22 protein-coding genes are annotated in these 25934 nt (G+C 60.1%); 13 read left to right on the forward strand and 9 right to left on the reverse strand.

Translation table 11 applies throughout. The features are described from left to right. Positions 1–8: 8 nt before the first annotated feature. The 4 genes from ACP7B3_RS02175 to ACP7B3_RS02190 all read left to right on the forward strand — a co-directional run bounded on the left by ACP7B3_RS02175 (position 9) and on the right by ACP7B3_RS02190 (position 7957). Complete coding sequence (locus tag ACP7B3_RS02175) at positions 9–4136, forward strand: hypothetical protein (protein WP_426177561.1); 4128 nt, start codon at positions 9–11, stop codon at positions 4134–4136. 215 nt (positions 4137–4351) lie between these two features. After that, positions 4352–4717, forward strand: a complete 366-nt coding sequence (locus ACP7B3_RS02180) for a response regulator (RefSeq protein ID WP_145160837.1) — start codon at positions 4352–4354, stop codon at positions 4715–4717. 327 nt (positions 4718–5044) lie between these two features. After that, positions 5045–6445, forward strand: a complete 1401-nt coding sequence (locus ACP7B3_RS02185; RefSeq protein ID WP_426177563.1) for a DUF1254 domain-containing protein — start codon at positions 5045–5047, stop codon at positions 6443–6445. Positions 6446–6625: 180 nt separating this feature from the next. Continuing rightward, entirely contained in the window at positions 6626–7957 is a 1332-nt protein-coding gene (locus tag ACP7B3_RS02190; RefSeq protein ID WP_426177565.1) for a J domain-containing protein, read from the forward strand. A 109-nt stretch (positions 7958–8066) separates the two neighbouring features. Here ACP7B3_RS02190 and ACP7B3_RS02195 read toward each other — a convergent pair whose 3' ends face one another. Then, on the reverse strand, positions 8067–8561 hold the full coding sequence (locus tag ACP7B3_RS02195) for a hypothetical protein (protein ID WP_426177567.1): 495 nt from the start codon (positions 8559–8561) through the stop codon (positions 8067–8069). 163 nt (positions 8562–8724) lie between these two features. Here ACP7B3_RS02195 and ACP7B3_RS02200 point away from each other — a divergent pair, with 163 nt between their 5' ends. After that, positions 8725–9417, forward strand: coding sequence for an aspartate/glutamate racemase family protein (locus ACP7B3_RS02200; protein WP_426177569.1), 693 nt, complete (start codon positions 8725–8727; stop codon positions 9415–9417). Here the strand turns inward: ACP7B3_RS02200 and ACP7B3_RS02205 are convergent. From ACP7B3_RS02205 to ACP7B3_RS02220, 4 genes are all read right to left on the reverse strand, one after another. Next, positions 9414–9926: a GNAT family N-acetyltransferase gene (locus tag ACP7B3_RS02205; RefSeq protein WP_369302893.1), complete on the reverse strand. Its 513-nt coding sequence runs from the start codon at positions 9924–9926 to the stop codon at positions 9414–9416. The two genes, ACP7B3_RS02200 and ACP7B3_RS02205, sit on opposite strands and share 4 nt — an antisense overlap. Positions 9927–9987: 61 nt before the next feature. Further along, positions 9988–11058: a DUF1176 domain-containing protein gene (locus ACP7B3_RS02210; RefSeq protein WP_426177571.1), complete on the reverse strand. Its 1071-nt coding sequence runs from the start codon at positions 11056–11058 to the stop codon at positions 9988–9990. A gap of 55 nt (positions 11059–11113) precedes the next feature. Continuing rightward, positions 11114–12253: a glycerate kinase gene (locus ACP7B3_RS02215; RefSeq protein WP_426177573.1), complete on the reverse strand. Its 1140-nt coding sequence runs from the start codon at positions 12251–12253 to the stop codon at positions 11114–11116. A gap of 91 nt (positions 12254–12344) precedes the next feature. Next, positions 12345–13451 (reverse strand): sugar diacid recognition domain-containing protein, encoded by a 1107-nt coding sequence (locus ACP7B3_RS02220; RefSeq protein ID WP_145160854.1) that lies wholly within the window; start codon positions 13449–13451, stop codon positions 12345–12347. A gap of 161 nt (positions 13452–13612) precedes the next feature. Between ACP7B3_RS02220 and ACP7B3_RS02225 the strand changes: the two genes are divergently transcribed. Next, positions 13613–14923 (forward strand): MFS transporter, encoded by a 1311-nt coding sequence (locus ACP7B3_RS02225; protein WP_369302896.1) that lies wholly within the window; start codon positions 13613–13615, stop codon positions 14921–14923. Between the two features lie 130 nt (positions 14924–15053). Here ACP7B3_RS02225 and ACP7B3_RS02230 read toward each other — a convergent pair whose 3' ends face one another. Further along, positions 15054–15758: an SDR family oxidoreductase gene (locus ACP7B3_RS02230; protein WP_426177575.1), complete on the reverse strand. Its 705-nt coding sequence runs from the start codon at positions 15756–15758 to the stop codon at positions 15054–15056. 101 nt (positions 15759–15859) lie between these two features. Here ACP7B3_RS02230 and ACP7B3_RS02235 point away from each other — a divergent pair, with 101 nt between their 5' ends. The 3 genes from ACP7B3_RS02235 to rarD all read left to right on the forward strand — a co-directional run bounded on the left by ACP7B3_RS02235 (position 15860) and on the right by rarD (position 19050). After that, positions 15860–16762, forward strand: a complete 903-nt coding sequence (locus ACP7B3_RS02235; RefSeq protein WP_426177577.1) for a LysR family transcriptional regulator — start codon at positions 15860–15862, stop codon at positions 16760–16762. Positions 16763–16843: 81 nt separating this feature from the next. Further along, positions 16844–17854 carry an aldo/keto reductase gene (locus tag ACP7B3_RS02240; RefSeq protein WP_426177579.1) on the forward strand — a complete coding sequence of 337 codons (1011 nt, stop codon included), beginning with the start codon at positions 16844–16846 and terminating at the stop codon, positions 17852–17854. 314 nt (positions 17855–18168) lie between these two features. Continuing rightward, a complete protein-coding gene (rarD, locus tag ACP7B3_RS02245; protein ID WP_426177581.1) occupies positions 18169–19050 on the forward strand; it encodes an EamA family transporter RarD in 882 nt (293 codons plus the stop codon). Between the two features lie 55 nt (positions 19051–19105). Here the strand turns inward: rarD and hppD are convergent, their stop codons facing one another. Continuing rightward, a complete protein-coding gene (gene hppD / locus ACP7B3_RS02250) occupies positions 19106–20182 on the reverse strand; it encodes a 4-hydroxyphenylpyruvate dioxygenase (RefSeq protein WP_426177583.1) in 1077 nt (358 codons plus the stop codon). Positions 20183–20427: 245 nt separating this feature from the next. Continuing rightward, complete coding sequence (locus ACP7B3_RS02255; protein WP_426177585.1) at positions 20428–21351, reverse strand: DMT family transporter; 924 nt, start codon at positions 21349–21351, stop codon at positions 20428–20430. Positions 21352–21427: 76 nt separating this feature from the next. Here ACP7B3_RS02255 and ACP7B3_RS02260 point away from each other — a divergent pair, with 76 nt between their 5' ends. From ACP7B3_RS02260 to ACP7B3_RS02270, 3 genes are all read left to right on the forward strand, one after another. Then, the gene (locus tag ACP7B3_RS02260) at positions 21428–22315 is read left to right on the forward strand and encodes a LysR family transcriptional regulator (protein WP_426177587.1); all 888 of its coding nucleotides are present in this window, start codon (positions 21428–21430) and stop codon (positions 22313–22315) included. A gap of 100 nt (positions 22316–22415) precedes the next feature. After that, positions 22416–23957, forward strand: coding sequence for an EAL domain-containing protein (locus tag ACP7B3_RS02265; protein WP_369302903.1), 1542 nt, complete (start codon positions 22416–22418; stop codon positions 23955–23957). 200 nt (positions 23958–24157) lie between these two features. Further along, positions 24158–24523 (forward strand): histone-like nucleoid-structuring protein, MvaT/MvaU family, encoded by a 366-nt coding sequence (locus tag ACP7B3_RS02270; protein ID WP_145160874.1) that lies wholly within the window; start codon positions 24158–24160, stop codon positions 24521–24523. Between the two features lie 112 nt (positions 24524–24635). Here ACP7B3_RS02270 and ACP7B3_RS02275 read toward each other — a convergent pair whose 3' ends face one another. Beyond that, positions 24636–25172, reverse strand: a complete 537-nt coding sequence (locus ACP7B3_RS02275) for a DUF4946 domain-containing protein (protein ID WP_145161232.1) — start codon at positions 25170–25172, stop codon at positions 24636–24638. A 198-nt stretch (positions 25173–25370) separates the two neighbouring features. On the opposite strand from ACP7B3_RS02275, the gene gloA reads away from it, so the two are divergent. Beyond that, positions 25371–25892: a lactoylglutathione lyase gene (gene gloA / locus ACP7B3_RS02280; RefSeq protein WP_106579161.1), complete on the forward strand. Its 522-nt coding sequence runs from the start codon at positions 25371–25373 to the stop codon at positions 25890–25892. Positions 25893–25934: the final 42 nt, after the last annotated feature.

A 25934-nucleotide genomic window follows, 5' to 3' on the forward strand; every position in this document is an offset into this window, starting at 1 on the left:
TAAACCAGATGACCAACACGAATGCAGTACAGCAAACCTTCAGGCCACAGTTGGCGCCGATGGCCAAAGCGCCTATACCGGCTGCGCTGAACGCCGCGCACGGCGCCGCGAACGATGACGTCACGCTGCTCGCCGAATATATCGCTGGCCTGCAAAACAAGTTGAAAGGCGTCGATGAAAAGATCGAGGTGCCAAAAAACACGCTGTTGGGGCAGTGGTTGACCCTCTATCACACCCAGCTTGAGCGTCCGGTTGTACAGGAGTGGATGCGCCAGCAGCACATCGATCCCGCCACCGTCAGCATCGTTGCCAGCACAGGCGTGTTGCATGCCACGGTCGATGGCGTAGCCAGAAGATTTACCCTGAGCGACACCCCGGGCTGGAAAGCTATCGCCGAGCCAATATTGGCAGCGGCGCGCGTTATAACGCCCACGCCGGAAACCCCGTTGCACCTGTCGTTCGAGGATGGCGTCCTGAAGGTGCCTCTGGCGGTGGTCGGCGATTTTTATGGCCAACCGCGCATCGACGATGACGAGGTTCAGACAGAACGTGAAATTAAGATACTGATCGCCACCAAGCGCTTGCGCCCTATCTCTGCAGGCGACCCGTTGCGACCTGCCACGACCCGCTCTGCGCAGGCCCTTGCAGATCAACGTCTAAGTGCTGAAACGTTTTATGCCGCCAAGCCCCAGGACAGCAGCGCCACAGCCACCAGGGTACAGACCAAAACGGTAAAACACCTCATAGCAGACAAGGCAGACCTTTACGATTTGGCCGTCAAGCTCCGGTACGCGGCCACCCAGGGTGATGGCCAGCCTGCTACCCCTGCCCAGATCGAATACAGTTTGAACAACGAACGGTTAGTCCCTTTCGTAGGGTCGTCATATGCCATGGCGCAAGGCCCGGCGCCAACATTGGCAGTAGCGCTGAACGACCTCGGTATTGCTCTTCCGCGGACCATGGAAGAGCTCAATGCGTTGGCGAACACATTGGAGCAGCAGTCGCTATTGAGCCCGCTGGGCAATCTGGGTGGCGCACTGTCCTGGCCAATCCCGATGTCGCAAGCCGATCAACAAAAAATGTTGGATTTCCTCTACAGCGCCGAGCCCGGTGCGCCAGGCGGGGCATTGTCTCCTGACAGCCAGGCGACGCTCGGTTACTTGATCAGAGGCAGTGCATTGACGGCGAGCGATCTGCAGGACCCAGAAAAGGCCCTGCAAAAACTGCTCGACACCCCCAGGGCCCAGGCGTTGGGTGAAACCCTGCAAACGCAGATGAAAGGCGCCTCCTCGGACACCAGTATCTACGACTATCTATTGACCGCGCTCAACCTTGGAATGGATCCCAAGTCCTCTGTTTCGCGCGAACGCAACGTAGTGGGCGAATTTGACCTGGCGGACTCACAGCATTGGGGTCATACACCCTCCTCGGTCATTGAAAGCCTTAGCGAGCATCTTGTCGCCACCCAAAAAGCAACGGTAGATACCGCTAAGCTCGCCACTCACCTGTTGCTAGGCCATACGGCACCGCAGTTTCTGATTAAAGATATTCCCGAGAACCTGACCGTCGGCAGCCAGGCGTGGGCTTTCCTGTCGATTGCAGCGGCAACTATAGAAGCCGAGCGACCTGGCGCTGTGAGGCACATGACGTTCGCCGAGGTCATGCTGGAGTACAACGCCTCCAAAGGCCGATCACCCGCTAGTGAATACGCCCAAAGTACCGCGCTGGTCGATTGGGCTGTCGCCAACGGCGTGATCGCAAAAAGTGCTGACGACAACTACACCCCGGCCCAACTTGACAGCATAAAAGCCAGCTTCAACCAACAACTGGAAGAACGACTCTCCGGTTCCAAAATGCTCTACGAAGCAATCCCTACACGAAAAGAAATTGCGCTGGCCCAATTAAAGGAACGCTTCGGGGATCTTGGTCCGGTATTCGAAAAGAAAGTACTGGGTACTGATAGTTATCGAGGCACCGCGGACCAAACTGGGCTGGTCGGCCGACATTCGATGTTGGATATCGCCATGATGGACATGCCCAATCCACGACCTTTCAAGTCAGACGACCCCAGCATCCCATTGGAGCAGCTCAATGCCACCCCGATAGTGGGTGTGCAGAAAGCCTTCGAGGAGCAGTTCACCAAAGCCATCTGGAATAAAAAGACCGGGATTAACGCGACGATCAGGCACATGATCGCGCAGCTTCCACTCGAAGACAGACAAAACCTGGAGTTTGGAAAAGTCACTGTATTTGAAGAGAGTTCACATCGGCTGGGCACGGGTTTTTTACCCAATAACACAGAGCACCAAAAACAACCGGGGCTGTTACTCCGAACCGAACTGAATGGTAAGTCTCAAGCCTACGAAATCAATTTAAATGACAGCACGATCAAACAGATCAATCTGAGCCGGGCAAAAACCAAGGTGTCGAGAGCAGCCAACCTGGTGTCTGAGACTAAGGAAATCACGTTCAACCACCACGTGCATGACTTGGGCACCGAACGTGGCGTGCTGGCGGCACCTATGGATAGCTTTAACAGCATTCGATCCAACCTGATTGCCAGCGCATTTGTCGAGCACCTCGAACTTGATGACCCCAGCATCAAAGAAGAAGCCCGCGGGCAAACCACCCTGGATGAGTTACAAGGCGGTCCCAAGCCACTTGACGAATTTTTATTAAATCTGATCCCGTTCAGATCAGCCATTGTCAATTTCAATAGCGGCAACTACGGTGAGGCAGCCCAAGACCTCACAATGGATATATTCGGCTTTCTCACTGCCGGCGCTGCAGTCGCAGGCAAGCTGATCAAGATCGGTCGCTCAGCGCTGTCCATAGGTTCCAAGGTACTGAAGGGCACCCGAATCATCGGCGCCGAAGCCATTTCCCTACTTAACCCTTTCAGTGGTTTGAGTGATGTGGCGGCGCAGGGAGGCAAACTGCTGCTGAAAGGCGGACGTTACGCACTGAACAAAAGTCTTGAAGCCGTTAACAAACTCAAAGGGGCTACCGGCAGCTATGACTTGCTTAAAGCCGCGAGTAAAAGTCAGGGTATAACAGCAACGGGCACCTACAAGTTTTTAGAGCAAAGGGTGGAAGTGGGTGCGACCCTGCAAAACAATAAATGGTATGCACTTGACCCCATCAGCCAGAAGCCCTTTGGGCAACCGCTGCTCGACTTCAAACCCGTCACTGTTGCTGGGAATGGTGAGATAAACCACAACTTTCTTAACTGGTTGTCCACGTGGGTGGCGCCAACCCCCCGGACCCCTAATCTTCGCGAAGCGTTTAAGAGGACCATAGAGGACGTCAAGCTTAACGATATCGCTGGTTACAACCGTGGCTACGCAAACCCAAAGGGCCAAACCATAGACGGCTACGACCCCTCCATGAACGTGCTTGACCTTAAAGAGTTGGCCATCCTCCCCCGCCGAACCCCCGAAGAGACAGGCGCACTGGCCAAACTGATAGAAGATCTGCAGACCAAAAACAGTCTTGAGTACGCCAGGATATTTAGCGAAGAAATAACAAAGGCAGGCGGTAAAGCCACCGGTATGCCGCAAAACTTCTACCTGGCTTCAAACGACCTTACTTCATCAGGAGAATGTGCTGCGTTGGCCAACACCATGGCGTTGGCTATTCAGTATGGTAAAGAGCGTGTACTGATCGATAATTTCTTCAAAGCCAGCTTAAATTCCATCGACCCCACCATTGCTGGTTTCCGCCGACAACTGAACAGCATGCACCAAGTGCTTAGCGTGAACTTTCACGGCACCAAACCGGTTTCCCGGCTAGCGTACACCGACATTATTACTGACCTCAGTAATAGACAGACATCAACCACCTTCAAGATCAGCACCCAAAATCACGGGCTTCTGGCGGGCGTCATTGTCAATAACAACCAGAAGGAATGGTTTTTCTTTGATCCCAACTTTGGCCTGGCGAAGTTCCCGGACGAAGCTTCAATGCGCCGGGGTCTGGACGCTACCTTGAATAGCGGCTGGAGCGCCGGCACGCTTCAACCGGTCGCCATTAACCGCGGCATTCCGGAGTACGACGTCAGCACCTTCAATGACTTCGACTTTCTGGCGACGGTTCCTTACAACAACCCGTTCGCACTGTTCAATACCGCGCTCTGATCCGCAGGTGACTCACTGGCATGAATGGCACTGTTGAACGGTGCCATTCACGCATCACGTCATCCCCCGTGCCACGGACTTGCACGCGACATTTGCGCCCATTCCCTTCACAATGCCTGCACCTACGGAACTTGCCGAGATTGACGCGACTCATTAGAGAATGGTCTTTCAACCGCTAAAGACCTGCCCATTTCATTTTTTCGGGAATTTTGATTATGTCCGCCACCCCCTCCACCCTACTTGTAGTCGAAGACGACGCCATCGTGCGCATGCTGATCGTCGATGTACTCGAAGAATTGGAGTTCACAGTGATCGAAGCGGCGGACGCTGAAGAAGCTTTGAAGGTGGTCGAAAACACCGCTCAGGTGATCGACCTGATGATGACCGATGTTGGCCTGCCCGATATGGACGGTAAACAACTGGCCGCCAAGGTGCGTGAGCTACGCCCTGACCTGCCAATCCTGTTCGCCAGCGGCTATGCCGAAAGCATTGATGTGCCGTCCGGCATGCAGGTGATTGGCAAACCCTTCTCGATCGATCAATTGCGCGACAAAGTCAAATCAATGCTGCCCCACGCCTAGTTCCTTATCGGCCTCAGGCCGCCTGATACGGGCGGCCCTTGAGGCCTCAGCGTATTTCTTCTTCCCTTGGCACTCCAGCGCTCATTTGACTGAGCCACTCGCGCGTCAGGGATTTGCTGCTAGCTTCAATCGATATCATCCGTGAAGGCCCGAGCGCGTCATCGTCAACACCTGTGTCGAACCGCAACAGACAGGGGCGTGCCAAGGCGGTGATTGGCCTCAGTTGACCTGGTTTGCAGGGATTAACGTGACGTTCGGGAAATAAAACTGGAAACTCGTCGCCTTCAACTCCCGTCAGTCAAAAGAACTCTGGAAGGACGCAACAACATGATTGGAAAACCGACGCGCCTGCTGTTGGCGAGCCTCTCGATATTCATGAGCACCGGCGCCTGGGCTGACTTCACGGCAACCCCCGCCGAAGCGCGGGCGATTGCCAAGGAAGCCTACCTGTATGGCTACCCGGTCGTGGCAATGTACAAGACGCTCTACACCCAGGCCGTCGATAAAGGCGGGGCCAATTTCAAGGCGCCGTTCAACCATATCGGCAATACCGCGCAGGTGTTCACCCCCAAGGACACGGCGTTCGCCACACCGAATTCGGACACGCCCTACTCTTTCGTCTGGATGGACCTGCGCAAAGAGCCGTTGGTGTTGACCCTGCCCAAGATCGAAGACAACCGTTACTACTCGGTGCAGTTGATCGACCTCTATACGCAGAACATCGCCTACCTGGGCACCCGCAGCACCGGCAACAACGGCGGCCACTACATGATCGCCGGCCCGGACTGGAAAGGTCAGCAGCCGGTTGACGTGGACCGCGTGGTGTACAGCGAAAGCAATATCGCCTACGCCCTGTACCGCACGCAGCTGTTTGATGAAAAGGACTTGAACAGGGTCAAGCAGATCCAGAGCGGCTACAAAGTGCAGCCCCTGAGCAGCTACGTGAAACAGCCTGCGCCGGCTGCGGTGCCGAAGATTGAATGGCCCAAGCCGATGGCCACAATGACCGAAGGCCCGCAGCTGTTTCGTTACCTGAATTTCATGTTGGCCTTCGCGGCCCCTCAGGACAGCGAAAAAGACCTGCTGGCGCGCTTCGCCAAGATCGGCATCGCCCCGGGTGCGCCGTTCAAGGTCAAGGACTTGACCGCAGAACAGCGCAAAGCCCTGGAAGACGGGATTGCCGACGGCCGAGCAGAATTCGCCGCCTTCAAAAAAGACAAAATCGACACCCACCAAGTGACCAGCGGCGACCTGTTCGGCAGCCGCGACCGCTTGAAAAACAACTACCTGTACCGCTACGCCGGTGCGGACCTGGGAATTTTCGGCAACTCCCCCGATGAGGCCATTTACCTGAGCTACTTCGTCGACAGCGAAGGCAAACCGGCCAATGGCGCACGTCACAGCTACACCGTGCACTTTGACAAGGACCAACTGCCGCCCGCCGAAGCGTTCTGGTCGCTGACCATGTACGACGCCAAGACCAAGCTGCTGGCGCCCAACCTCAAGAAGCGCTACCTAATCAATTCGCGGATGTTGCCCAACCTCAAACTGGACGCCGACGGCGGCCTGACCCTGGCGTTGCAGCACCACGAGCCACCGAAAGCCGAACAGAACAACTGGCTACCGGCACCGCCCGGCCCGTTTTACGCAGTGCTGCGCATCTACCTGCCCAAGCCTGAAGCGAGTAACGGCCAATGGAAATTGCCACCGCTGACGCCGCTCAAATAATCCTCGGCTAACAGCAACGTGCCCGTTCGCCCCCGGTTTGCGACCGGGCACGTACCTTCCGGGTCTTCCAAGCGCTTGCACCAGGCACTCCAGCAAGACCGTGCCCTCCCTCACTCCCACTGGTTCAGCGGACACGAAACCGGGTAAGGTGCGCGCGTTATTTATGGAGTTGTACCGCACATGACTTGCTGGGATGTCCTCGGCCTATCCCCGAATGCCGATAGCCGCACGATCAAACGCCAATACGCCACCCTGCTGAAGAAAACCCGACCGGATGATGATCCGCAAGGCTTTCAACGCCTGCGTGAAGCGTACGAACACGCGTTGAGTTGGCAACAATGGGCGCAGGAAGACGACAGCGCCGAGCTGGCAGTGGTAACCGTGCCGACGGCCTTGGCCGCTGAGACCTTGCAAGCGCACTACAGGCTGGCGATGGCCGCGGGTGCCGGGCTGGAATTTGAAGTGGCGCTGCTTAAACGCTGCCTCTGCGACGAGGACCTCAGCGAAGATGATCGGCGTTGGGCGTTTGACACCTTCCAGTGGCTCACCGCCTGGCAACGCCTGGAGTTGCCGCAAGAGCTGATCGAAGCTTTGGTCAACCAACGCAAGCAGGCTTTGCAACACACGCTGGCCTTGGCCATGGCCGAGCGTGACGAAGCGGCTTTTCTCGCGGCTTATGCCGCGCGCGTTGATCAGCCCTGGCTCCAGCAACCCGCGCATGCCCAGTGGGTTCACCACATGCTGGCAACGCTGTTGACCGAAAGCCAGTTCTGGTCTCCCGCCGTGTTTGAGGCCGTGCGCACCGGCCAGCGATGGCAGGGCAGCAAACACGCCTGCCCCGCAGACCAATGGCAACACTTGATGCGGCGTCAGCAAGGCCCGGTATTCATGGCCCACCAGCACGCGTTGGCGGCCACAGCACCCAACACCCCACAGCAACGCGCCGCGCGCTTATTGCTGGCGCCGATGTCTCTGGGCCAGCGGCGTGCATTCGCCCAGCGCCTGAGTGAACAAGACTGGGACGCGTGCCGAACCCTGGCCGCGACCCTCAAAGCCGACCATCCCGACGTGGCACGGGCCCTGCCAGGCGGCACGCCGTATTTCTGGCAGGACTGGGAAACCGCCTTCGACACCTTGCCGCTGTTGCACGCGATTGTGCTGGGCTGCCTCGTCGGAGCGCTGTTCCAGTCGCCCTGGCAAGCGGGCGCGTTAGTGGACGCTGCGGGCGACGCATTGGCCTGGTCGATGGCCTACATGGCCGTTGGCGCACTGGCCTGGCAGGTGTGGCGCCCGTTGGCGCATGGGCTGCGCGTGCTGGATGAACGTCTTGGTGCGAAACTGCCGCGCTGGTTGAGCCCCACCCGCCTGCCATTATTGCCGGTGCGCGACCTGATTCCGGGTGCGGCCATGAGCATTGCCATCAGCGCTCGGTTCGGGCCCGTCGCCGGCCTGACACTGGTGGCGGCCCTGGCTGCCGTTGGCGCGTACAAGCGCCAGGCACGCGTGCGTTGACCGAGACACACGGCTGGCCTACCAGCGTCAGCTCAACTGAGCAACGGGCTGTACTGCAAGCGCGTTTGGGCAGGATTGCGCCGGGGCACCCGGCGCTGAGCGAGCCCACTCAAGCGCGATCGCGCGGGATCAGGCTCTGCAACTGCGACGCCAGGAAATTAGCGTCGAAGGCAAACGTGTCCGGGTCCTTCAGGCCGTTGGTTTTTTTCCACAGCCAGTCGTTTTTATCAGCCGGCAGCACCAGCGATACGCTGCCGTGCCGGGCGGCGGTCAAGCCCATCACCGACACGGCAATCGAGCCGCCCGCCCCCATCACGTCCGGCACGAACTCCACCGTCTTGCCGGTGATGTGCACCGTCAGTTTCTCGGTTTTGAAGGTCGACGTTTCAATCGGCAGGCTCGGGCCACTGGCGACATAGGCCTCACGATGGACTTCCAGCAGGCCAGTGGTCTTGACGGGTTCCAGCCATTGCTCGATCTGCCCGAACAACTCACCGAGCTTTTGTGCCCAGCGCGCGGACTGCAGGTCGAATTGCTGTTTTTTGTGCGCTTCGCTGTCGGCGTAATGACGAAGCATCTCGCCCAATTGCTGTACATCGTCCATTGCGGATTTCCTTGGGTGGGCCAGGTTGCGAACGGTGATCATGGCAGATGCGGCGGTTCAGCGTGCGGCTTAAAACTGCACCGGTCATTTGGCCGACAACTGCGTATGACTAATGCGCAGCCGATGGGTAAGGTGAGTCGACATCCCCTGTCAGGAGCATCGCATGCGCACCATCGGCCTTATCGGCGGCATGAGCTGGGAGTCCAGCGCCGAGTATTACCGCATTATCAACCAGCGCGTGCGTGACCAGCTGGGCCCGCTGCGCTCGGCGCAACTGTTGATGTACAGCGTGGATTTCGGCCCGGTCGAACAGGCCCAGCATGCCGGCCGTTGGGATGACGCCGCGCTGATCCTCGAGGATGCGGCGCGCCGCTTGCAGGCCGGCGGTGCGGACTGCGTAGTGCTGTGTACCAACACCATGCATCGGGTGGCGCCGCGTATCGAGGCGGCCGTGTCGATTCCGTTCCTGCATATCGCCGATGCGGCCGGTGCCGCTGCGGTAGCGGCCGGTACGCTGACGGTCGGTTTGCTGGGCACGGCATTCACCATGGAGCAGGACTTTCTCACCTCGCGCCTGACCGCCCAGGGCTTGACCGTGTTGGTGCCCGACGCAGACGAGCGCCAGGCCGTGCACCGAATCATCTATGAGGAGTTGTGTGTCGGCGTGATCAGCGCCGCCTCGCGCCAGGTCTATCAGCGGGTGATCGAGTCGCTGGCCGCACGTGGCGCCCAGGCGATCATTCTGGGCTGTACGGAAATCGGTCTGCTGATCAAACCGCAGCACAGCAACCTGCCGTTGCTGGACACCACCGAGCTGCATGCGCAGGCTGCGGTGGCGTTTGCGCTGGAGGGTTAAGCCGACTGACGCAGGCGCGCCATGCTCAGGGTGTCGACGAAGACGCCGTCACGCAGGGCGTAATCGCGCATCCGGCCTTCGACCTCGAAGCCGAACTTGCGATAGAGGTTATGCGCTGCTTCGTTGTCGGCGTACACCGTCAGTTCGACGCGGCGCAAGTTCATCCAGTTGTCGGCCACGTCCAGCGCGGCCGCCAACAGCCTGGAGCCGACGCCCTTGCCTTGCCAGGCGGTGGCGACGCCCATACCGAACGAACCGACATGGCTGCGGCGCACCCGCAGGGTTTGCTCCAGGCCAAGCTGGCCGATCACTTCCCCTGCATGCATCGCCACCAGCTGCAGCCGCCGCTCGTCATCCAGCGCCAGTTTGTTACGCCAAGCCTGCACCGATTGGAAAGGCATTTGCAGCACCTGACGGCACACAGCCGGTTCGTTGTAGAGCGCAGCGACGCCTTCAAGGTGGGCCTCGGTGAAGCGCTGGATCACGATAGGGGATTCAGGTGTGTGCATTGCGTTTCTTCCTTGGAAAAACAAGTGGCCGCCCAGTGTAGAGGCCAAGCCCGCAGGCTGGCTAGGGTGCTGGCACTGTCGTCCACAGCGACGGCCAATCGCCGTAACCCACCCCATTGCAGCGCGGCATCTGATGCAACTCGCGCAGCTGGAAAGCCTTGCCGTCGAACACCCAGACGCCGCCCTCACCGCAATCACCCACGCCACGCAATTTGTAGAAATAGCTCAGGGTGCCGGTGGTTGGGTCGTAGCCCACCGACCCTTGCAGGGCAGCGCCGTCCAAGGGTAACGGTTGAATGCTCAAGGTAGTCTCGGAGTACGGCGCCTTGCGCTCGCGGCTGCTGACTTCGTACTCGCAGGTGTAGGCCGCGCAGTCATAGCGCACCACTGTCAGGGCTTGAGCCTCGCTCAGGGCGCCGACTTCGGCCTCGGGTTTCATCGCGGTGTCGGTGCTGTTGATCGCCTTCACCGCTGCGGCGGCCAGTGCGGCCTGTTCCTGGTGGTTGAGCGCTGGCGCCGACGTGAACGGGCGCAGCACCGGTGGCGACAAGCGTGCCGGCACTTCACTGGCCGCGCCCTTGCCAGGCCGCGCGAGTGCGGTGACGTTATCCACCCGCCCTTGCACCGCGTCCATCAACAACAGCGAGGCACTTAGCCCGCTCAGGGACACATGCGCGGTGTCATCGCCAGGTAACTGCAAACGCTGGCCGTTGCGCAAGCGCTGCAGCCAGAGCCGCGCCGGCGCGTCCTCGATCACGCCGTAAGACTGCATTTGGGGATCAACACGCTGATCGTCCAACTGCACCTCCAGGCTGCGCGTCAGTGCCTGACCCAGGGGCTTTCCATCCAATTGCAGGGTCGAAAGGTCCAGCGCCTCACCGCGATGATCAACGCGCAACCGCAGGTACCCTTCGGGGCCGGCCTGATGCCAGATATGCAAGGTCAGGGAACTGTCGTCTTGCTCATCAACGCCACTGGGCGCGCTGAGGGCGTGACAATTGCGCAGGTTGTCGCAGCCGATGACCCAATTCTTGATTTCCCGCAGCAGCGGGACGGTTTCAGTCGCGGGTTGAGCGAGGGCCGGGGCGCTGATGCCAGTCAGCAGCAGGGCCAGGAATGCGGTGCGCAGCATGGGGACTCTCCGTGTCGAAAAACGGCGCGGATTGTCCCACGTTCACGGCGTTGCGTCAGCGCCCGGTCGCGGTGCGCCACAGTCGCGCAATATCTGCCGCACGCTCGCGCAGCAGGCGCGGCGCGTCGCTGCACGCCTGTTCGAGGCTCATCGGCCCGGACGGCAAGGCGAATGCGGCGTTCACGCCGTGGCTGTACATGTGCTCGTAGCCCTCGCCCAGGGTGCCGGCAATCACGATGACGGGCACGTTGTGCTGCTGGGCGATGCGCGCCACGCCGAAAGGGGTTTTGCCGCGCAGGGTCTGGGCGTCGAAACGGCCTTCGCCGGTGACCACCAGATCAGCCCCCTGCACCGCTGCGTCCAAACCAACCAGTTCGGCCACCACCTCTACACCCGCGCGAAATTGCGCACCAAGAAACGCTTTGGCGGCAAAACCCAAGCCACCGGCGGCGCCGCTGCCGGGTTCATCGCGCACGTCTTTGGGCAGGACCTTGGTGCAGTGATCGGCAAAGTGACCAAGGGCTGCGTCCAGTTGTTCGACCTGCTGCGCGCTGGCACCTTTTTGCGGGCCGAAAATGGCAGACGCGCCGTGCGGGCCACACAGCGGGTTGTTCACATCGGCAGCAATGTCAAAACGCACCTGAGCCAAACGTGGGTCCAGTTGCTCAAGGCTGATCCGCGCAAGCCGCGCCAGCGCCAGGCCTCCCGGGGCAAGTGCCTGATCTTGCGCATCGAACAGTTGCACACCCAGCGCCTGCATCGCCCCAGCACCGGCATCGTTGGTCGCACTGCCGCCAATCGCCAGAATGATGCGCTGGGCACCGGCGTCCAAGGCTGCACGGATCAGTTCGCCCGTGCCGTAAGTGCTGCTCGAACAGGCATCGCGCTTGCCCGGCGGCAGCAGTTGCAAACCACTGGCTTCGGCCATTTCGATAATCGCGGTATGGCTGTCGGCCAACCAGCCCCAGCGAGCCTCAACCGACGCGCCCAAGGGGCCTCGAACCGTCTGGCTGCGCAACTCGCCATTGCAGGCGGCAAGCACCGAATCCACCGTGCCCTCGCCACCGTCCGCCATCGGGCACTGCACCAGATGTGCCTGCGGCCAGACCTCGGCCAAGCCTTCGGCGATGGCCTGGGCGACGCCTTCGGCGCTCAAGCTGTCCTTGAACGAGTCGGGGGCGATGATGATTTTCATGGGCGTTCTCCGGTTTTTATGACGCCCATGCTGCCAGTTGGCTGCGGCAATGACGCCGGTCCGATGCACAAGTGTGGCGCAGGTTTGTTGTTCATTCCGACAAAGCCTGGGGCAAAAGCTGTACGCCAAGGTACAGGGCCAGCATGCCGTCGAGGGTCAACGGGTCGACGCCGCTGAGCTCGGCAATGCGTTCCATGCGGTAGCGCAAGCTGTTGCGGTGGATGCCCAGCGCGTCGGCGCAGGCCTGGCTCTGGCCGTCGTGGTCGCACCAACTGCGCAGCGTGGCAAGCAGTTGGCCATTGGTGTCCTTGGCCAGGACTTTGCGCAACGGGTTCAGCAGTTCATCCAGCGCATCGTCGTTGCGGTGGCGCCAGAGCATCACCGGCAGGCGATAGCGGTTGAGCGTCAACAAACGCGAGTGGGGCAAGATGTCACGACCGTAGGCCAGCAGATCGCCGACCCGGCGATAACACCGGCGCAAGCCCGCCAGGCCATCGGCTTGCCCACCGACGGCAACCCGCAGGATGTTCCAGCCCAGGCCCTGGAGTTTTTCCAGCAGCCGAGGGTTGTCCACCTGCACCGCCGCCGGCCGGCACCACAACAGAGAGAATTGCGCAGAGCTGACACACCAACTGTCCGGGTAACGGCTGGTCAGCCACGCGCTCAGCGCTTCGGCCGACTGACCCACGCCCAGCTCAAACAGGTACGGCGTGCGCGGCATGTGCGGCTTGAGCCCCAGTTGCTGGGCCTCGTCCACCAGGCGCGGCGATTCACCGCGTTCAGCCAGCAATAACGCGAGCAGGTCATCGCACCGCTGGCGTCGCCATTGCTGCTCGGCTTGCTGATGACGGTGGCTGACCAACATCTCGGCGGTCATGCGCACCAGTTCGGCGTAGGTGCGCAACAGCTCGGGTTCACCGGTAATGCCCAGCACGCCGATCAGGCGTTGGTCGTGCATCAAGGGCAGGTTGATGCCCGGCTGCACGCCCTTGAGGTGCTTGGCAGTCTGGCCGTCGATCTCGACGACCCGGCCGTTGGCCAGCACCAGCTGCGCGCCCTCATGGCGGGTATTGATGCGCTCCGGCTCGCCGCTGCCCAGAATCAGGCCCTGGCTGTCCATGACGTTGACGTTGTAGGGCAGGATCGCCATGGTGCGATTGACGATATCCTGCGCCAGGTCATGATCCAGCTCGAACATGGGGCTAAATTCCTGAAAAAAGCGAGTTGGTCATAGGCACAGCGCAAAGCGTGCTTGACTGTGCGCAAGCACAAAGACAGCACCCCGCAAGGTGGCCGAGACTCATTGGGCGATCAACGTTACCTTCGCATCGCGAAAAATCATAATAAAGAGAGACTGACATGTCACAGAGCGCCGCTGCCACACTGGCCACCGATGACGATAAAAACGCCATCTACAAGCGCATTACCCTGCGCCTGATCCCCTTCATTTTCATCTGCTACCTGTTTAATTACCTTGACCGGGTAAACGTTGGTTTTGCCAAGTTGCAGATGCTCGATGCGTTGAAATTCAGTGAAACGGTGTACGGCCTGGGGGCCGGGATTTTCTTTATCGGTTACGTACTGTGCGGCGTGCCGAGCAACCTGGCGCTGACCAAGTTCGGCCCGCGGCGCTGGATTGCGCTGATGATGATCGTGTGGGGCACGCTCTCCACATGCTTGCTGTTCGTGACCACGCCGACACACTTCTATGGCCTGCGCCTGTTGACCGGTGCCGCTGAAGCCGGGTTCTTCCCAGGCGTGGTGCTGTACCTCTCGCAGTGGTTCCCGACCTTCCGCCGTGGGCGGATCATGGCGTTGTTCATGTCGGCAATCCCGGTGTCCGGCCTGCTCGGCAGCCCGTTTTCCGGCTGGATCCTCAACCACTTTGCCGCCGGCCAGGGTGGCCTGGCCGGCTGGCAGTGGATGTTTGTGTTGCAAGGCATCCCGACGGTGATTCTGGGCGCGCTCGCCTATTTCCTGCTCAGCGACAGCTTTGCCAATGCCAAGTGGCTTACGCCGCATGAGCGTGCAGTGCTGGAGGCCGACCAGGCAACGGATCTGGCGAACAAGCCGAAAACCACCACAGATTCGCTCGGCGAGGTGTTCAAGAACCCGGCCATTTGGGCGTTCGGCCTGATCTACTTCTGCATCCAGAGCGGCGTGTACGCGATCAACTTCTGGCTGCCGTCGATCATCAAGAGCCTGGGCTTCAGCGATAACCTGGTGATTGGCTGGCTCAGCGCGATTCCGTACCTGCTGGCCGCGGTGTTCATGTTGCTGGTGGGCCGCTCCGCCGACTTGCGCAAGGAGCGTCGCTGGCATTTGGTGGTGCCGATGTTGATGGGGGCTATCGGTTTGGTGATCGCCGTGAATTTCGCCACCACCCCGGCGATTGCGATTCTTGGCCTGACCATTGCCACCATGGGCGCCCTCACCGGCCTGCCGATGTTCTGGCCGGTACCGACCGCCATGCTCAGTGCCGGCGCTGCGGCCGGTGGTTTGGCGCTGATCAACTCCATGGGGCAGATGGCCGGCTTCCTCAGCCCGTATATCGTAGGGTTTGTGAAGGATGCCACCGGGTCCACGGATGTGGCGTTGTACTTGCTGGCGGCGGTGATCGTTGCCGGCAGTGTGCTGGCGCTGCGCATGACGCGCGCATTGAAGGTATAACGCGCGCCCGGCAGCAATCAGTTCAATGTGGGAGCGGGCTTGCTCGCGAATGCGGTGGTTCAGTCGATACATTCGGTGACTGACGCACTGCTTTCGCGAGCAAGCCCGCTCCCACTTTTGGTTGCCGGGTTTACAACAGGCCACCGCCGTCAATGTCAATCACGGCGCCGGTGACGAAGCCATTCTCCATGGCCAGCACGTACCCCGCCGCCACTTCGTCAGCCTGCCCCACGCGCCCAACCGGCAACGCTCCACCGGTCTTGGCAAACATCGCCTGGCGCTGTTCTTCTGCCAAGCCTGCATAAGCAGGCGTGTCGATCACGCCCGGGCTGATCACATTGACCCGCCGTGGCGCCAGTTCCTTCGCCAGTTGTTTACCCAGCGCCTCGGTCGCGGCGTTGATGCCGGTCTTGATGAACTGACCGGGCGCCAATTTACGGCCCAGTTGGCCAGAGGTCAGCGTGATGCTGCCGTGCTCGTCGAGAAATGGCAGCGCCTGTTGAATCGCGCGCAGCGAGCCCCAGAGCTTCACGTCGAAATTGTCCTGGGCCTCATCCAGGTCGGTGTCGAGCAAGGGTTTGGCGCGCACCGACGGCCCAGAGGTGTAGACCATATGGTCAAAGCGCCCCACCGCCTCGAACAAGCGTTGCAAGGACGCAGTGTCGGTCACATCCACCGGCTCGCTGCGTACGCCGTTGTCGACACCGGACGTCAACCGGCGCCCGGCCAGCACCACCTGTGCGCCTCGCGCCGTGGCCGCTTTGGCCACGGCGGCGCCGATACCGCTGCTGCCGCCGATGACGATGACGGTTTTACCGCTGAGGGAAGATGCCATGGGTTAACTACCTGACTAAGAAAGTGAGCGTTGATCTTCTCAGCTTGGCAATCAGCGAAAAATCCCGGTAAAACGACAAGATCTTTAAAGGATTTTTACAAATGAGCTCAACCCTCGACCTTGAAGTGTTCGTGCGCACCGCCGACACCGGCAGCCTGTCAGCGGCTGCCCGCAGCCTCAACCTCACACCGGCTGCGGCGAGCATTGCGCTCAAGCGCCTTGAAACCCGGCTGGGCATCCGCCTGCTGGCCCGCTCCACGCGCAGCATGCGCCTGACCGAAGAAGGTCGGCGCTACCTGGACAGCGTTCGGGTCGCCCTGGAAGCTTTGTCGGAAGGTGAGCAGGCGATCAAGCAGCAAGGCCAGAGCCTCAGCGGTTTATTGCAATTGGCGGCGCCCTCGGATTTTGGCCGCAATGTGCTGCTGGGCTGGCTGGACGAATTCAAGCTCGAACACCCGAACATCCGCTTGCAGTTGTTGCTCAACGACAGCAACGCCGACTTATTCCGCGACACCGTCGACATTGCCCTGCGCTTTGGCGTGCCACGCGACTCCAGCCTGGTCGCGCTGCCGGTGGTGCCTGGCCACCACCGCATTCCCTGTGCCAGCCCCGACTACCTCGCACGCCATGGCACACCGCGCACGCCGGCAGACCTGGCGCAGCACAGCACGCTGCGCTACATGCGCCGTGGGCAGGCCAACAACACCTGGTACTTTCGCCAGGGCGCACTGCTGCAGGAAGTCGAGGTGACGGGCGATTACCTCAGCGACGACGGCGAAATTGTGCGGCGCTGGGCCCTGGCCGGCCATGGCATTGCCTACAAGGCCAACCTGGACATCGCCAGTGATATCAAGGCCGGGCGCCTGGTGCCGCTGTTGCCCGACTGGCAAGGCGAACCCACGCCGTTCAACCTGATGTGCCCGCACCGCCTGCAAGTGTCGGAACGGGTGAAAGTGCTGCACCGATTTCTGCAGACACGCTGTCAGGCCTTGCTCAATGCATGAAGAAACGCGCGCCGGGCTTGTTTCAGCGCCCTCGAGTCTGGTATTGCAGGGTTCACGTTTCCCTGCCATGAGGAGCTTTGCATGATTTACCGCACATTGGGCCAGTCCGGGTTGAAGGTCAGCGCACTGACACTGGGCACCATGATGTTTGGCGAACAGACCAACACCGAAGACTCGCTGCGCATCATCGACAAGGCCTGGGACCAGGGCATCAATTTTATCGACACCGCCGACGTCTACACCGGCGGGCGTTCCGAAGAAATCGTCGGCGAGGCCATCGTTCGTCATCGCCAGGACTGGGTGGTGGCGTCCAAGGTCGGCATCGGCCCGGCCGACGGCGTGCCGAATCGCAGAGGGTTGAGCCGCAAGCGCATTTTCAACGCGCTGGAAGCCAGCTTGACGCGCCTGGACACCGACTACCTGGACATCTATTACCTGCACCGCGAAGACCATGACACGCCGCTGGAAGTCACGGTGTCGGCGATTGGCGATTTGATCCGCCAGGGCAAGATTCGCTATTGGGGCCTGTCCAACTACCGGGGCTGGCGCATCGCCGAAGTGATGCGCGTGGCCGAGCGTTTGGGCGTGGACCAGCCGATCATCAGCCAACCGCTGTACAACATCGTCAATCGCCAGGCCGAGGTCGAGCAGCTCACCGCCGCAGCCGCCTACGGCCTGGGCGTGGTGCCTTACAGCCCGCTGGCGCGCGGCGTGCTCAGCGGCAAGTACGCACCCGACGTCACGCCCCAAGCTGGCAGCCGTGCAGCGCGTCAGGACAAGCGCATCCTGGAAACCGAATGGCGCGTGGAGTCACTGCGCATCGCCCAACAGATTCAGCAGTACACCCAAGGGCGCGGCGTCGGCATGGTCGAGTTTGCGATTGCCTGGGTGCTGAACAACGCGGCCGTGAGTTCGGCAATTGTCGGGCCGCGCACCGAAGCGCAGTGGGACGCGTACACCGGCGCGCTGGTGGTGAAGATCAGCGCTGAAGATGAGGCCTTTATTGATTCGCTGGTGACACCGGGGCATTCGTCCACACCGGGGTTTAATGATGTGGGCCATTTTGTCTCGGGCCGCGTGGCGCGCGCCTAGCGCCTGCAACGTGTAGGTGTGTGGCGAGCGGGCTTGCCCCGCGTTGGGCTGCGAAGCGGCCCCATCCGGGTCACCGTGTTGTGTCTGGCACAATGCGGTGTCTGGTTTTGGGTCTGCTTTGCAGCCCAACGCGGAGCAAGCCCGCTCGCCACACTATGCCCGCTTGCCTTACGCGATTTGGCTAAACATGGTGTGGCGAGAAAATTTCCTGCAAAACGCCCCAAAACAGCGCAACCGTCTGCCGCCAAAAGCACCATAATCCCCTCCTGAAATATCCCCCCTCTTTTGTAGCTATTCGTTTTCGCGAGGACAGTGTGTCTAAAGGTGTTGTGTTGTCGGTATTGGCCTCGGTGTTGTTTGCCGTGATGTATTACTTCACCTCGCTGCTCACGCCATTGAGCGGCCTGGAAATTTTCGGCTGGCGCATGCTGCTGACCGTGCCGTGCATGACCGTGTTCATGATCGTCAGCGGCGAATGGCGGCGGGTATGGGAGCTGGTACGGATGCTGGCAGCCAAGCCGCGGCTGATCGGCGGTGTGCTGTTGTCGTCGGCGCTGCTCGGCGTGCAACTGTGGCTATTTATGTGGGCACCGCTCAATGGGCGCAGCCTGGATGTGTCGGTCGGCTACTTTCTGCTGCCGCTGACCATGGTGTTGACCGGGCGCCTGGTGTACGGCGAATGCTTGTCGCGCCTGCAGCAGATCGCGGTATTTTTTGCCGCGCTCGGCGTGCTCAACGAGCTGTATCAGGCCGGTGGTTTTTCCTGGGCAACCCTGGTGGTGATCATTGGTTACCCGGTCTATTTTGTGGTGCGCAAATACCTGACCACTGATCACCTGGGCGGCTTGTGGCTGGACATGGCACTGATGCTGCCCGTGGCCTGGTGGTTTGTGCAGCACGGCGAACAAGGCTTTGCCGTGATGGACAGTCATCCCAAGCTGTATGCATTGATTCCGATGCTGGGCGTGATCAGTGCCTCGGCGCTGGTCAGCTATATCGTGGCCAGCCGGCAGCTGCCTTTCAGCCTGTTCGGGCTGCTCAGCTATGTGGAGCCGGTGTTGCTGCTGGCGGTGGCGCTGATATTGGGCGAAGGCATCAAGGGCGGCCAGTGGCTGACCTATATCCCGATCTGGCTGGCGGTGATGGTGCTGGTGTACGAAGGCTTCAAGCACTTGGTGCGTCAGCGCAAAGCGTGATGCGCAGGCCCTAAAAAGCCCGGCCGAGGGTTATCTCGGCCGGGCTTTTCTACGCTTAGTCGGCGGTCAATACACCACGACGCACCTGGTCACGCTCGATCGACTCGAACAGCGCCTTGAAGTTGCCCTCGCCAAACCCATCATCGCCCTTGCGCTGGATGAATTCGAAGAACACCGGGCCCATCAGGGTTTCCGAGAAGATTTGCAGCAGCAGGCGCTTGTCGCCGGCAATCGACGAACCGTCGAGCAGAATGCCGCGCGCTTGCAGTTGATCCACCGGCTCGCCGTGGTTGGGCAGGCGGCCTTCGAGCATTTCGTAGTAGGTGTCTGGCGGCGCGGTCATGAAGCGCATGCCGATGTTCTTCAGCGCGTCCCAGGTCTTGACCAGGTCGTCGGTGAGGAACGCCACGTGCTGGATGCCTTCGCCGTTGAACTGCATCAGGAACTCTTCGATCTGGCCCGCGCCCTTGGACGACTCTTCGTTCAGCGGGATGCGGATCATGCCGTCCGGAGCGCTCATGGCCTTGGACGTCAGGCCGGTGTATTCGCCCTTGATATCGAAGTAGCGCGCTTCGCGGAAGTTGAACAGCTTCTCGTAGAAGTTGGCCCAATAGACCATGCGCCCGCGATACACGTTGTGGGTCAGGTGGTCGATGACCTTGAGGCCGGCGCCCACCGGGTTGCGGTCCACACCGTCTAGGTACACGAAGTCGATGTCATAGATCGAGTTGCCTTCGCCGAAACGGTCGATCAGGTACAGCGGCGCGCCGCCGATGCCCTTGATGGCTGGCAGGTTCAGCTCCATCGGGCCGGTTTCGATATGAATCGGTTGGGCGCCGAGTTCGAGTGCGCGGTTGTAGGCCTGCTGCGAATCCTTGACGCGGAACGCCATGCCGCACACCGACGGGCCGTGTTCGGCCGCAAAGTAGGAGGCCAGGCTGTCGGGCTGGTTGTTGAGGATCAGGTTGATCTCGCCCTGGCGATACAGGTGCACGTTCTTGGAGCGGTGGGAGGCGACTTTGATGAAGCCCATGATCTCGAAGATCGGCTCCAGAGTGCCCGGCGTTGGCGATGCAAATTCGATAAATTCAAAGCCCATCAGGCCCATTGGGTTTTCGTATTGGTCTGCCATGGTGGCACCTCATCATTCTTGTAATTAACACAGGGTTATTTGCGAGCAAGGATGAGGTTGCAGGGTGGCGCGCAGGACAGGCCTCGCACGCTGCGCGCGAGGAAATCACCAAAGATGAGGGGGGAGCCGAGTAGCTTCATGGTTACATCAGTCTCTGACGGCCGAGGCTTGCGTGAGCGCAAGTCCATATTCTTGTATGCGTAAATCGATTCTACACAGCGTAACAGGGTTTGTCCGCACTCTTATCAAATCCCCAATGGCTTGGGCTGCGCAAGGGGTTTGTTGCACAGATGGATGCCCAGCAGGATCACCGCCCCGCCCACCAGCATCGGCGCGCTCAGGTGCTCATCCAGCAGCACGGCGCCGCAGATCACTGCCGTCAGCGGGTTGAGTGCGATGAACACGCCGGCGCGGGTCGCGCCGATGCGGCGAATGCCGTCATACCAGGCGATGTAGGCCAGCGCCGAGCCGAACACGCCCAGGTACAGCAGGCTGAGCAGTTGCGGCAAGTGGATCGCGCTCAGCGCATTTACGGTGAGCTTGCCACCGACCAGTGTGGTGAGCGTCAACATCGCCGTGCCCAGCAAGATCGACCAGGTCACCGCCTGCAATGGCCCCAGGCTCTGGTTGAGGCTGCGGGAAAACAACGAGTAGGCGCCCCACCCCAACACGCAGCCAAAAATCAGCAGATCGCCCACCCAGGTGTTGGCCGCACCCTGCAGCGCATGGGGATTGCGGCTGAGGATGACCGCACCCGCGCCGCCCAAGCACAAGGCAATGCCCAGGCATTTGGCCGTGCCTAGCCGCTCCTTGAACAGCCACCACGAACCCAGGCCGATCACGGCCGGGTTCAAGGCCACGATCAGCGACGCTCGCGACGCATTGATGTAATGCAGGCCGTAGAAGAAACACAGGTTGTAGAAAAAGATCCCGCAGAACCCCAGCATTGCCAACTGCGCGAGTTGCGTGACGCTGGGCCGAGCCAGGCGCACGCGTGCCAGGGCCATGAAGCCCAGCAGCGCCGCGCTGGCCAATACAAAACGCAGCGTGGCAGCCAGCATCGGCTCCACGTCGGCTGCCAGGTAGCGGCCGGCCACAAAGGTCGCGCCCCAGATCATGGTGACAGCGGCAAGTTTGAGGTAAGTCAGGCGATCGGGAGAGGACGTCATTGGTGAGGCTCTGTGAATGTCAGGATTGGGATATCCTGTGGCTAATGACCGATCATCGTAAAATGAGTAATTGCTCATGACCCTTACGCAACTGCAAATCTTCTCGCGGGTGGCCGAGCTGCAAAGCTTCACCCACACCGCCCACCGCCTGGGCATCAGCCAGTCAGCCGTGTCGCATGCCATCAAGGCCTTGGAGCAGGAATTGGGCGTCGAACTGTTTCGGCGCCATCAGTCCCAGGTCGAACTCAGTGATATCGGCCAGCAATTGCTGATGCGTGCGCGCACCCTGCTGGGCGTGGCCGACACCCTGCAACAGGAAGCCTCGGATGCGCGAGGCATGAAGCGCGGCACGCTGCGGATCGGCTCTTTTGGCCCGACTTCATCCAACCGCCTGCTGCCGCGCATTCTCGAGCCATTCAGGCGTCAGCACCCGGGCATTGAGGTGCACGTGGACGAAGGCCCGGACCGCCAAGTGATCCAGTGGCTGGACGAGCGGCGCATCGACGTGGGGTTTGTGGCGCTCGAACAGGAGCGCTTCGATACGTTTGCGCTGTTCAACGACCAGATGGTTGCCCTGCTGCCCGCTGCGCACCCGCTGGCTGCGCAACCTTGCGTGACCTTGAAGGCGCTGTGTGACGACCCGTTCATTCTCACCGACGCCGGCTCGCAGGAGCTGGTCTCGCGGTTGTTCAGCAGCGCGCGTCTGACCCCGAATGTGCGTTATCGCTGCTCGCAACTGCTCAGTACGCTTGAGGCAGTGAGCCGCGGCGACGGCGTGAGTGTAGTGGCGCAGGCGTCCTTGCCGCAGACGCCGGACGCACGTTACCAGGTGCGCCCGCTGTCGCCACGGGTGGGCCGTGATATTGGCCTGGCGGTGCTGGACCAACGCCAGTCGACACCCGCAACCCTGGCGTTCATCCAACTGGCGCAGACGCTGAATCTCCAGCGGTCCGGACTCATCTGACCGCGAGGTACAGCGAGCTTATTTCGCGAGCGCCATCTATCATTTGATCTATCTGATCAGCCCTTCGGGCTTTTCCCATCCTGCGACAGGCCGTCTCTCCATGCCCCTGACCGTAAACGGCCCGCGAAAACGCGCCACCCGCTATTTGATTACCACCCTCAGTGGCCTGCTGCCCATCGCATTGGGCATGGTCATTCTGCACTGGCAAGCCGAACGCACCCTGCAACAAAGCACTGCGCAAACCGCCCGCGAAGCCGTGCGCCAGTTTGACCTGATGCTCGATAACACCACCCTCGCCGCCCAGGCCTTGCTGCCGCTGGCCGGTCAGCCGTGCGACAACGGCGCGCAGCTGGCACTGCGTGAACAGGTCACGCGCCGGCCCTTTGTGCGCGCGACAACGTTGTCCTGGCAGAAGAACATCTATTGCAGCTCGCTGTTTGGCGATCACTACCAGTCGGCGGTCAACCCGGATGACTACGTGGACGGGAACCTGTGGTTGATGAATGGCAACCCGGTCACACCGGATACCGCGCTGCTGGTTAACCGGCTGGTCGAAGGCGACAAGGCCGCGTTCGCCTCGATTGATGGCTTTCACCTGGCCAACGTCTTGCGCCTGATCAGCCGTTACGCACACTTGGTGCTGCAAGTGGGCCCCAACTGGCTGGATGCCGACGGCAAGGTGCACAACACGCCCGTGCCGGTGTTCGAGGTGGCCCATCACCACCTGGCCTCAGAGCGCTATCACTACAGTGTCGACGCCGGCATGCCGGCCGGTGAAGTGTGGCGGTACATGGAAGCGCGCTATCCGGCACTGTTCAGCCTGCTGGTGTTTTTTGGCGTGCTGTCGGGCGTGCTTGCGCACTGGCTGCAAAAGCGCTCGTCTGCGCCCACCCATGAACTGCAACGCGCCTTGGGTGCCAACGAGTTCATTCCATACTTTCAACCAGTGGTGCGCGGCGACACGCGTGAGTGGGCCGGCTGTGAGGTGCTGATGCGTTGGCAGCACCCAAAAGAAGGCCTGGTGCGTCCCGACCTGTTTATCCCGTTGGCGGAGCATTCCGGCCTGATCGTGCCGATGACCCGCGCCTTGCTGCGCCAGACCGCCGCCCAGTTGGCCCCGCATGCCGCGCGTTTCAGTCCGGGCTTTCATGTTGGCGTGAATATCACGGCACGCCACTGTGAGGATCTGGACCTGGTGGAGGATTGTCGAACGTTTCTCGCCGCGTTCGCCCCAGGCCAAGTGACGCTGGTGCTGGAGTTGACCGAACGTGAACTGATCAAGCCCACGGATATCACGCGTCAGCTGTTCGACGCCCTGCATCAACTGGGGGTGATGATTGCCATCGATGACTTTGGTACCGGGCACTCCAGCCTGGGTTACTTGCGCAACTTCAATGTCGATTACTTGAAAATCGATCAAAGCTTTGTGGCCATGATTGGCGCTGATGCACTTTCACGGCATATCCTCGACAGCATCATCGAACTCTCCGGCAAGCTGGACCTGGGCATCGTGGCCGAGGGCGTGGAAACAGCAGAGCAATGTGAATATCTGGCGGCGCACGGTGTGGATTTTCTGCAGGGTTACCTGTTTGGCCGACCACTCCCCGGTGAAGAGTTCATTAAGTCGCTGGCCAGCCGTTGAATAGCCACTCATTACCCTTGATGAAATAATCTTATTTAGGTAAACGACGTGATTTACTCGTGGGGCATTAACTACTACAATTTTTCCTGCCTGTGCTGAACTCGCAGAAAGGCCTCTTTCTTTGAGTCACTTTATAAGCGCTTGGCTTATAGCTTTGTCTGCAGTTGATATCAGCAAACTACATTATTGGAGTACAGATTTTGTCCAGACTCGCCGAATTTCGCGCAGCAGAAAAAGCCCTTCAAGAGCAGCTTGCACAGCTGGAATCCCTGAAGAACGACGCCGGCCTGAAGAAAGAAATCGAATTCGAAGAAAAGCTGCAAGGCTTGATGAAACACTACGGCAAAGGCCTGCGCGACATCATCGCGATCCTTGACCCACACCCTGCCAAGGCCGGTGCTGCAACGTCCGCCGCCCCCAAACAGCGCCGCGCACGTGTGGTCAAGGTCTACCACAACCCGCACACCGGCGAGCTGATCGAGACCAAAGGCGGCAACCACCGCGGCCTCAAAGCCTGGAAAGAACAGTACGGCGCCGCCACTGTAGATTCCTGGCTTCGCGGCTGATCGCATTGCACTAACAAAAAGCCCCGCTGATACGGGGCTTTTTTTGTTTAAGGATTCGAAAACGAACTTAACTAACATTTCATTTTGTTCAAATCCGATCAATCTGACACCTTCAAAGTTTCAGGCTGTCGCGTACCGATCCGACTTCGTTCTGGCTGGCCTCATAGGCTTGGGCTTGGCCGGCGTATGAAAAAACATAGGCTGTGTCGGTATCTACGGCACCGACTAATGTTTGCGACAACACGTGTCGGCCATTCTCGGTAATCACGCAAGTTGTTTCCAACGCATCAAGACGGCTCAATGTGGTTGGGTGCATCTTGGTGCACACGCTTTGATAACCGCTGCCGGCAAAATCTTTCTGGATGGATTTACGCATTTCCAGCAACACGCCTTGAAGATTAACTTTATGACCCGCCTCGATCGGCGTGCCGGTCAACTCCATGACCATCAAGGTATTGCCATTTTCGTCGTTCTTGATCGCGCGCTGGCGAGACACGGCCTGGGGTTTTACCGGTGCTTCGCCGTCCGGCTCCACTTCCTCGACTTGCCAGCCACTGGGCCAGTGAATTTCCGGGTCGGCCGCCAGTACGAACGGGCTAACCAGCAGTAAACACAACGAGCTCAACAGCGATTTACGAAATTCGATCATTGCAAAAAACGCCCAAGGTTCAAGCGTCAAAGTTTGAGCCCGGCACCCGCTGGTCGCAAGCGCTGCGTGACCTTTTTCATTTGGCGCACTGGGCGGCCCTTGCGTATCATGGCTCGGCTGCATGGACGCTTGCCGCAAGCCAACGGACCGCGCCTATCATTTCAAGTCGCGTTTGCCCCATTTTTTTCTGGAGGGCCCATGAGCCTGCACGAACTGAACACTTTCCCGGGCGTCACTGCCCAGCCTGACACCGCCACCACGAACTTCGTGTTCAACCACACCATGCTGCGGGTCAAAGACATCACCAAGTCGCTGGATTTCTACACCCGCGTCCTGGGGTTTTCCCTGGTTGAAAAGCGCGACTTTCCGGAAGCCGAATTCAGCCTGTACTTCCTGGCCCTGGTGGACAAGGCTCAGATCCCGGCCGACGCCGCTGAACGCACCCAGTGGATGAAGTCGATCCCGGGCATCCTGGAACTGACCCACAACCACGGCACCGAAAACGATGCCGACTTCGCGTACCACAACGGCAACACCGACCCGCGTGGCTTTGGCCACATCTGCATTTCGGTGCCGGATATCGTCGCTGCGTGCGAACGCTTCGAAGCCCTGGGCTGTGACTTCCAGAAGCGCCTGACCGACGGCCGCATGAAAAGCCTGGCTTTCATCAAGGACCCGGATGCGTACTGGGTCGAGATTATTCAACCAGCACCGATGTAAAAGCCTCGCACCATAAAAAAACCCCATGATCACTCATGGGGT

Origin of the sequence: Pseudomonas sp. TWRC1-2, assembly GCF_049896685.1 — a bacterium.
Lineage (GTDB): Bacteria > Pseudomonadota > Gammaproteobacteria > Pseudomonadales > Pseudomonadaceae > Aquipseudomonas.

Bases quoted from the DNA above. Each gene is read 5' to 3' on its own strand.
- ACP7B3_RS02180 (WP_145160837.1), top strand. From the start codon at position 4,352: ATGTCCGCCACCCCCTCCACCCTACTTGTAGTCGAAGACGACGCCATC.
- ACP7B3_RS02195 (WP_426177567.1), bottom strand. From the start codon at position 8,561: ATGGACGATGTACAGCAATTGGGCGAGATGCTTCGTCATTACGCCGAC.
- ACP7B3_RS02210 (WP_426177571.1), bottom strand. From the start codon at position 11,058: ATGCTGCGCACCGCATTCCTGGCCCTGCTGCTGACTGGCATCAGCGCC.
- hppD (WP_426177583.1), bottom strand. From the start codon at position 20,182: ATGGCAGACCAATACGAAAACCCAATGGGCCTGATGGGCTTTGAATTT.
- ACP7B3_RS02200 (WP_426177569.1), top strand. From the start codon at position 8,725: ATGCGCACCATCGGCCTTATCGGCGGCATGAGCTGGGAGTCCAGCGCC.
- ACP7B3_RS02260 (WP_426177587.1), top strand. From the start codon at position 21,428: ATGACCCTTACGCAACTGCAAATCTTCTCGCGGGTGGCCGAGCTGCAA.
- ACP7B3_RS02265 (WP_369302903.1), top strand. From the start codon at position 22,416: ATGCCCCTGACCGTAAACGGCCCGCGAAAACGCGCCACCCGCTATTTG.
- ACP7B3_RS02230 (WP_426177575.1), bottom strand. From the start codon at position 15,758: ATGGCATCTTCCCTCAGCGGTAAAACCGTCATCGTCATCGGCGGCAGC.
- ACP7B3_RS02215 (WP_426177573.1), bottom strand. From the start codon at position 12,253: ATGAAAATCATCATCGCCCCCGACTCGTTCAAGGACAGCTTGAGCGCC.
- ACP7B3_RS02185 (WP_426177563.1), top strand. From the start codon at position 5,045: ATGATTGGAAAACCGACGCGCCTGCTGTTGGCGAGCCTCTCGATATTC.
- ACP7B3_RS02255 (WP_426177585.1), bottom strand. From the start codon at position 21,351: ATGACGTCCTCTCCCGATCGCCTGACTTACCTCAAACTTGCCGCTGTC.
- ACP7B3_RS02205 (WP_369302893.1), bottom strand. From the start codon at position 9,926: ATGCACACACCTGAATCCCCTATCGTGATCCAGCGCTTCACCGAGGCC.
- ACP7B3_RS02175 (WP_426177561.1), top strand. From the start codon at position 9: ATGACCAACACGAATGCAGTACAGCAAACCTTCAGGCCACAGTTGGCG.
- ACP7B3_RS02240 (WP_426177579.1), top strand. From the start codon at position 16,844: ATGATTTACCGCACATTGGGCCAGTCCGGGTTGAAGGTCAGCGCACTG.
- ACP7B3_RS02220 (WP_145160854.1), bottom strand. From the start codon at position 13,451: ATGTTCGAGCTGGATCATGACCTGGCGCAGGATATCGTCAATCGCACC.
- gloA (WP_106579161.1), top strand. From the start codon at position 25,371: ATGAGCCTGCACGAACTGAACACTTTCCCGGGCGTCACTGCCCAGCCT.
- ACP7B3_RS02275 (WP_145161232.1), bottom strand. From the start codon at position 25,172: ATGATCGAATTTCGTAAATCGCTGTTGAGCTCGTTGTGTTTACTGCTG.
- ACP7B3_RS02190 (WP_426177565.1), top strand. From the start codon at position 6,626: ATGACTTGCTGGGATGTCCTCGGCCTATCCCCGAATGCCGATAGCCGC.
- ACP7B3_RS02225 (WP_369302896.1), top strand. From the start codon at position 13,613: ATGTCACAGAGCGCCGCTGCCACACTGGCCACCGATGACGATAAAAAC.
- ACP7B3_RS02235 (WP_426177577.1), top strand. From the start codon at position 15,860: ATGAGCTCAACCCTCGACCTTGAAGTGTTCGTGCGCACCGCCGACACC.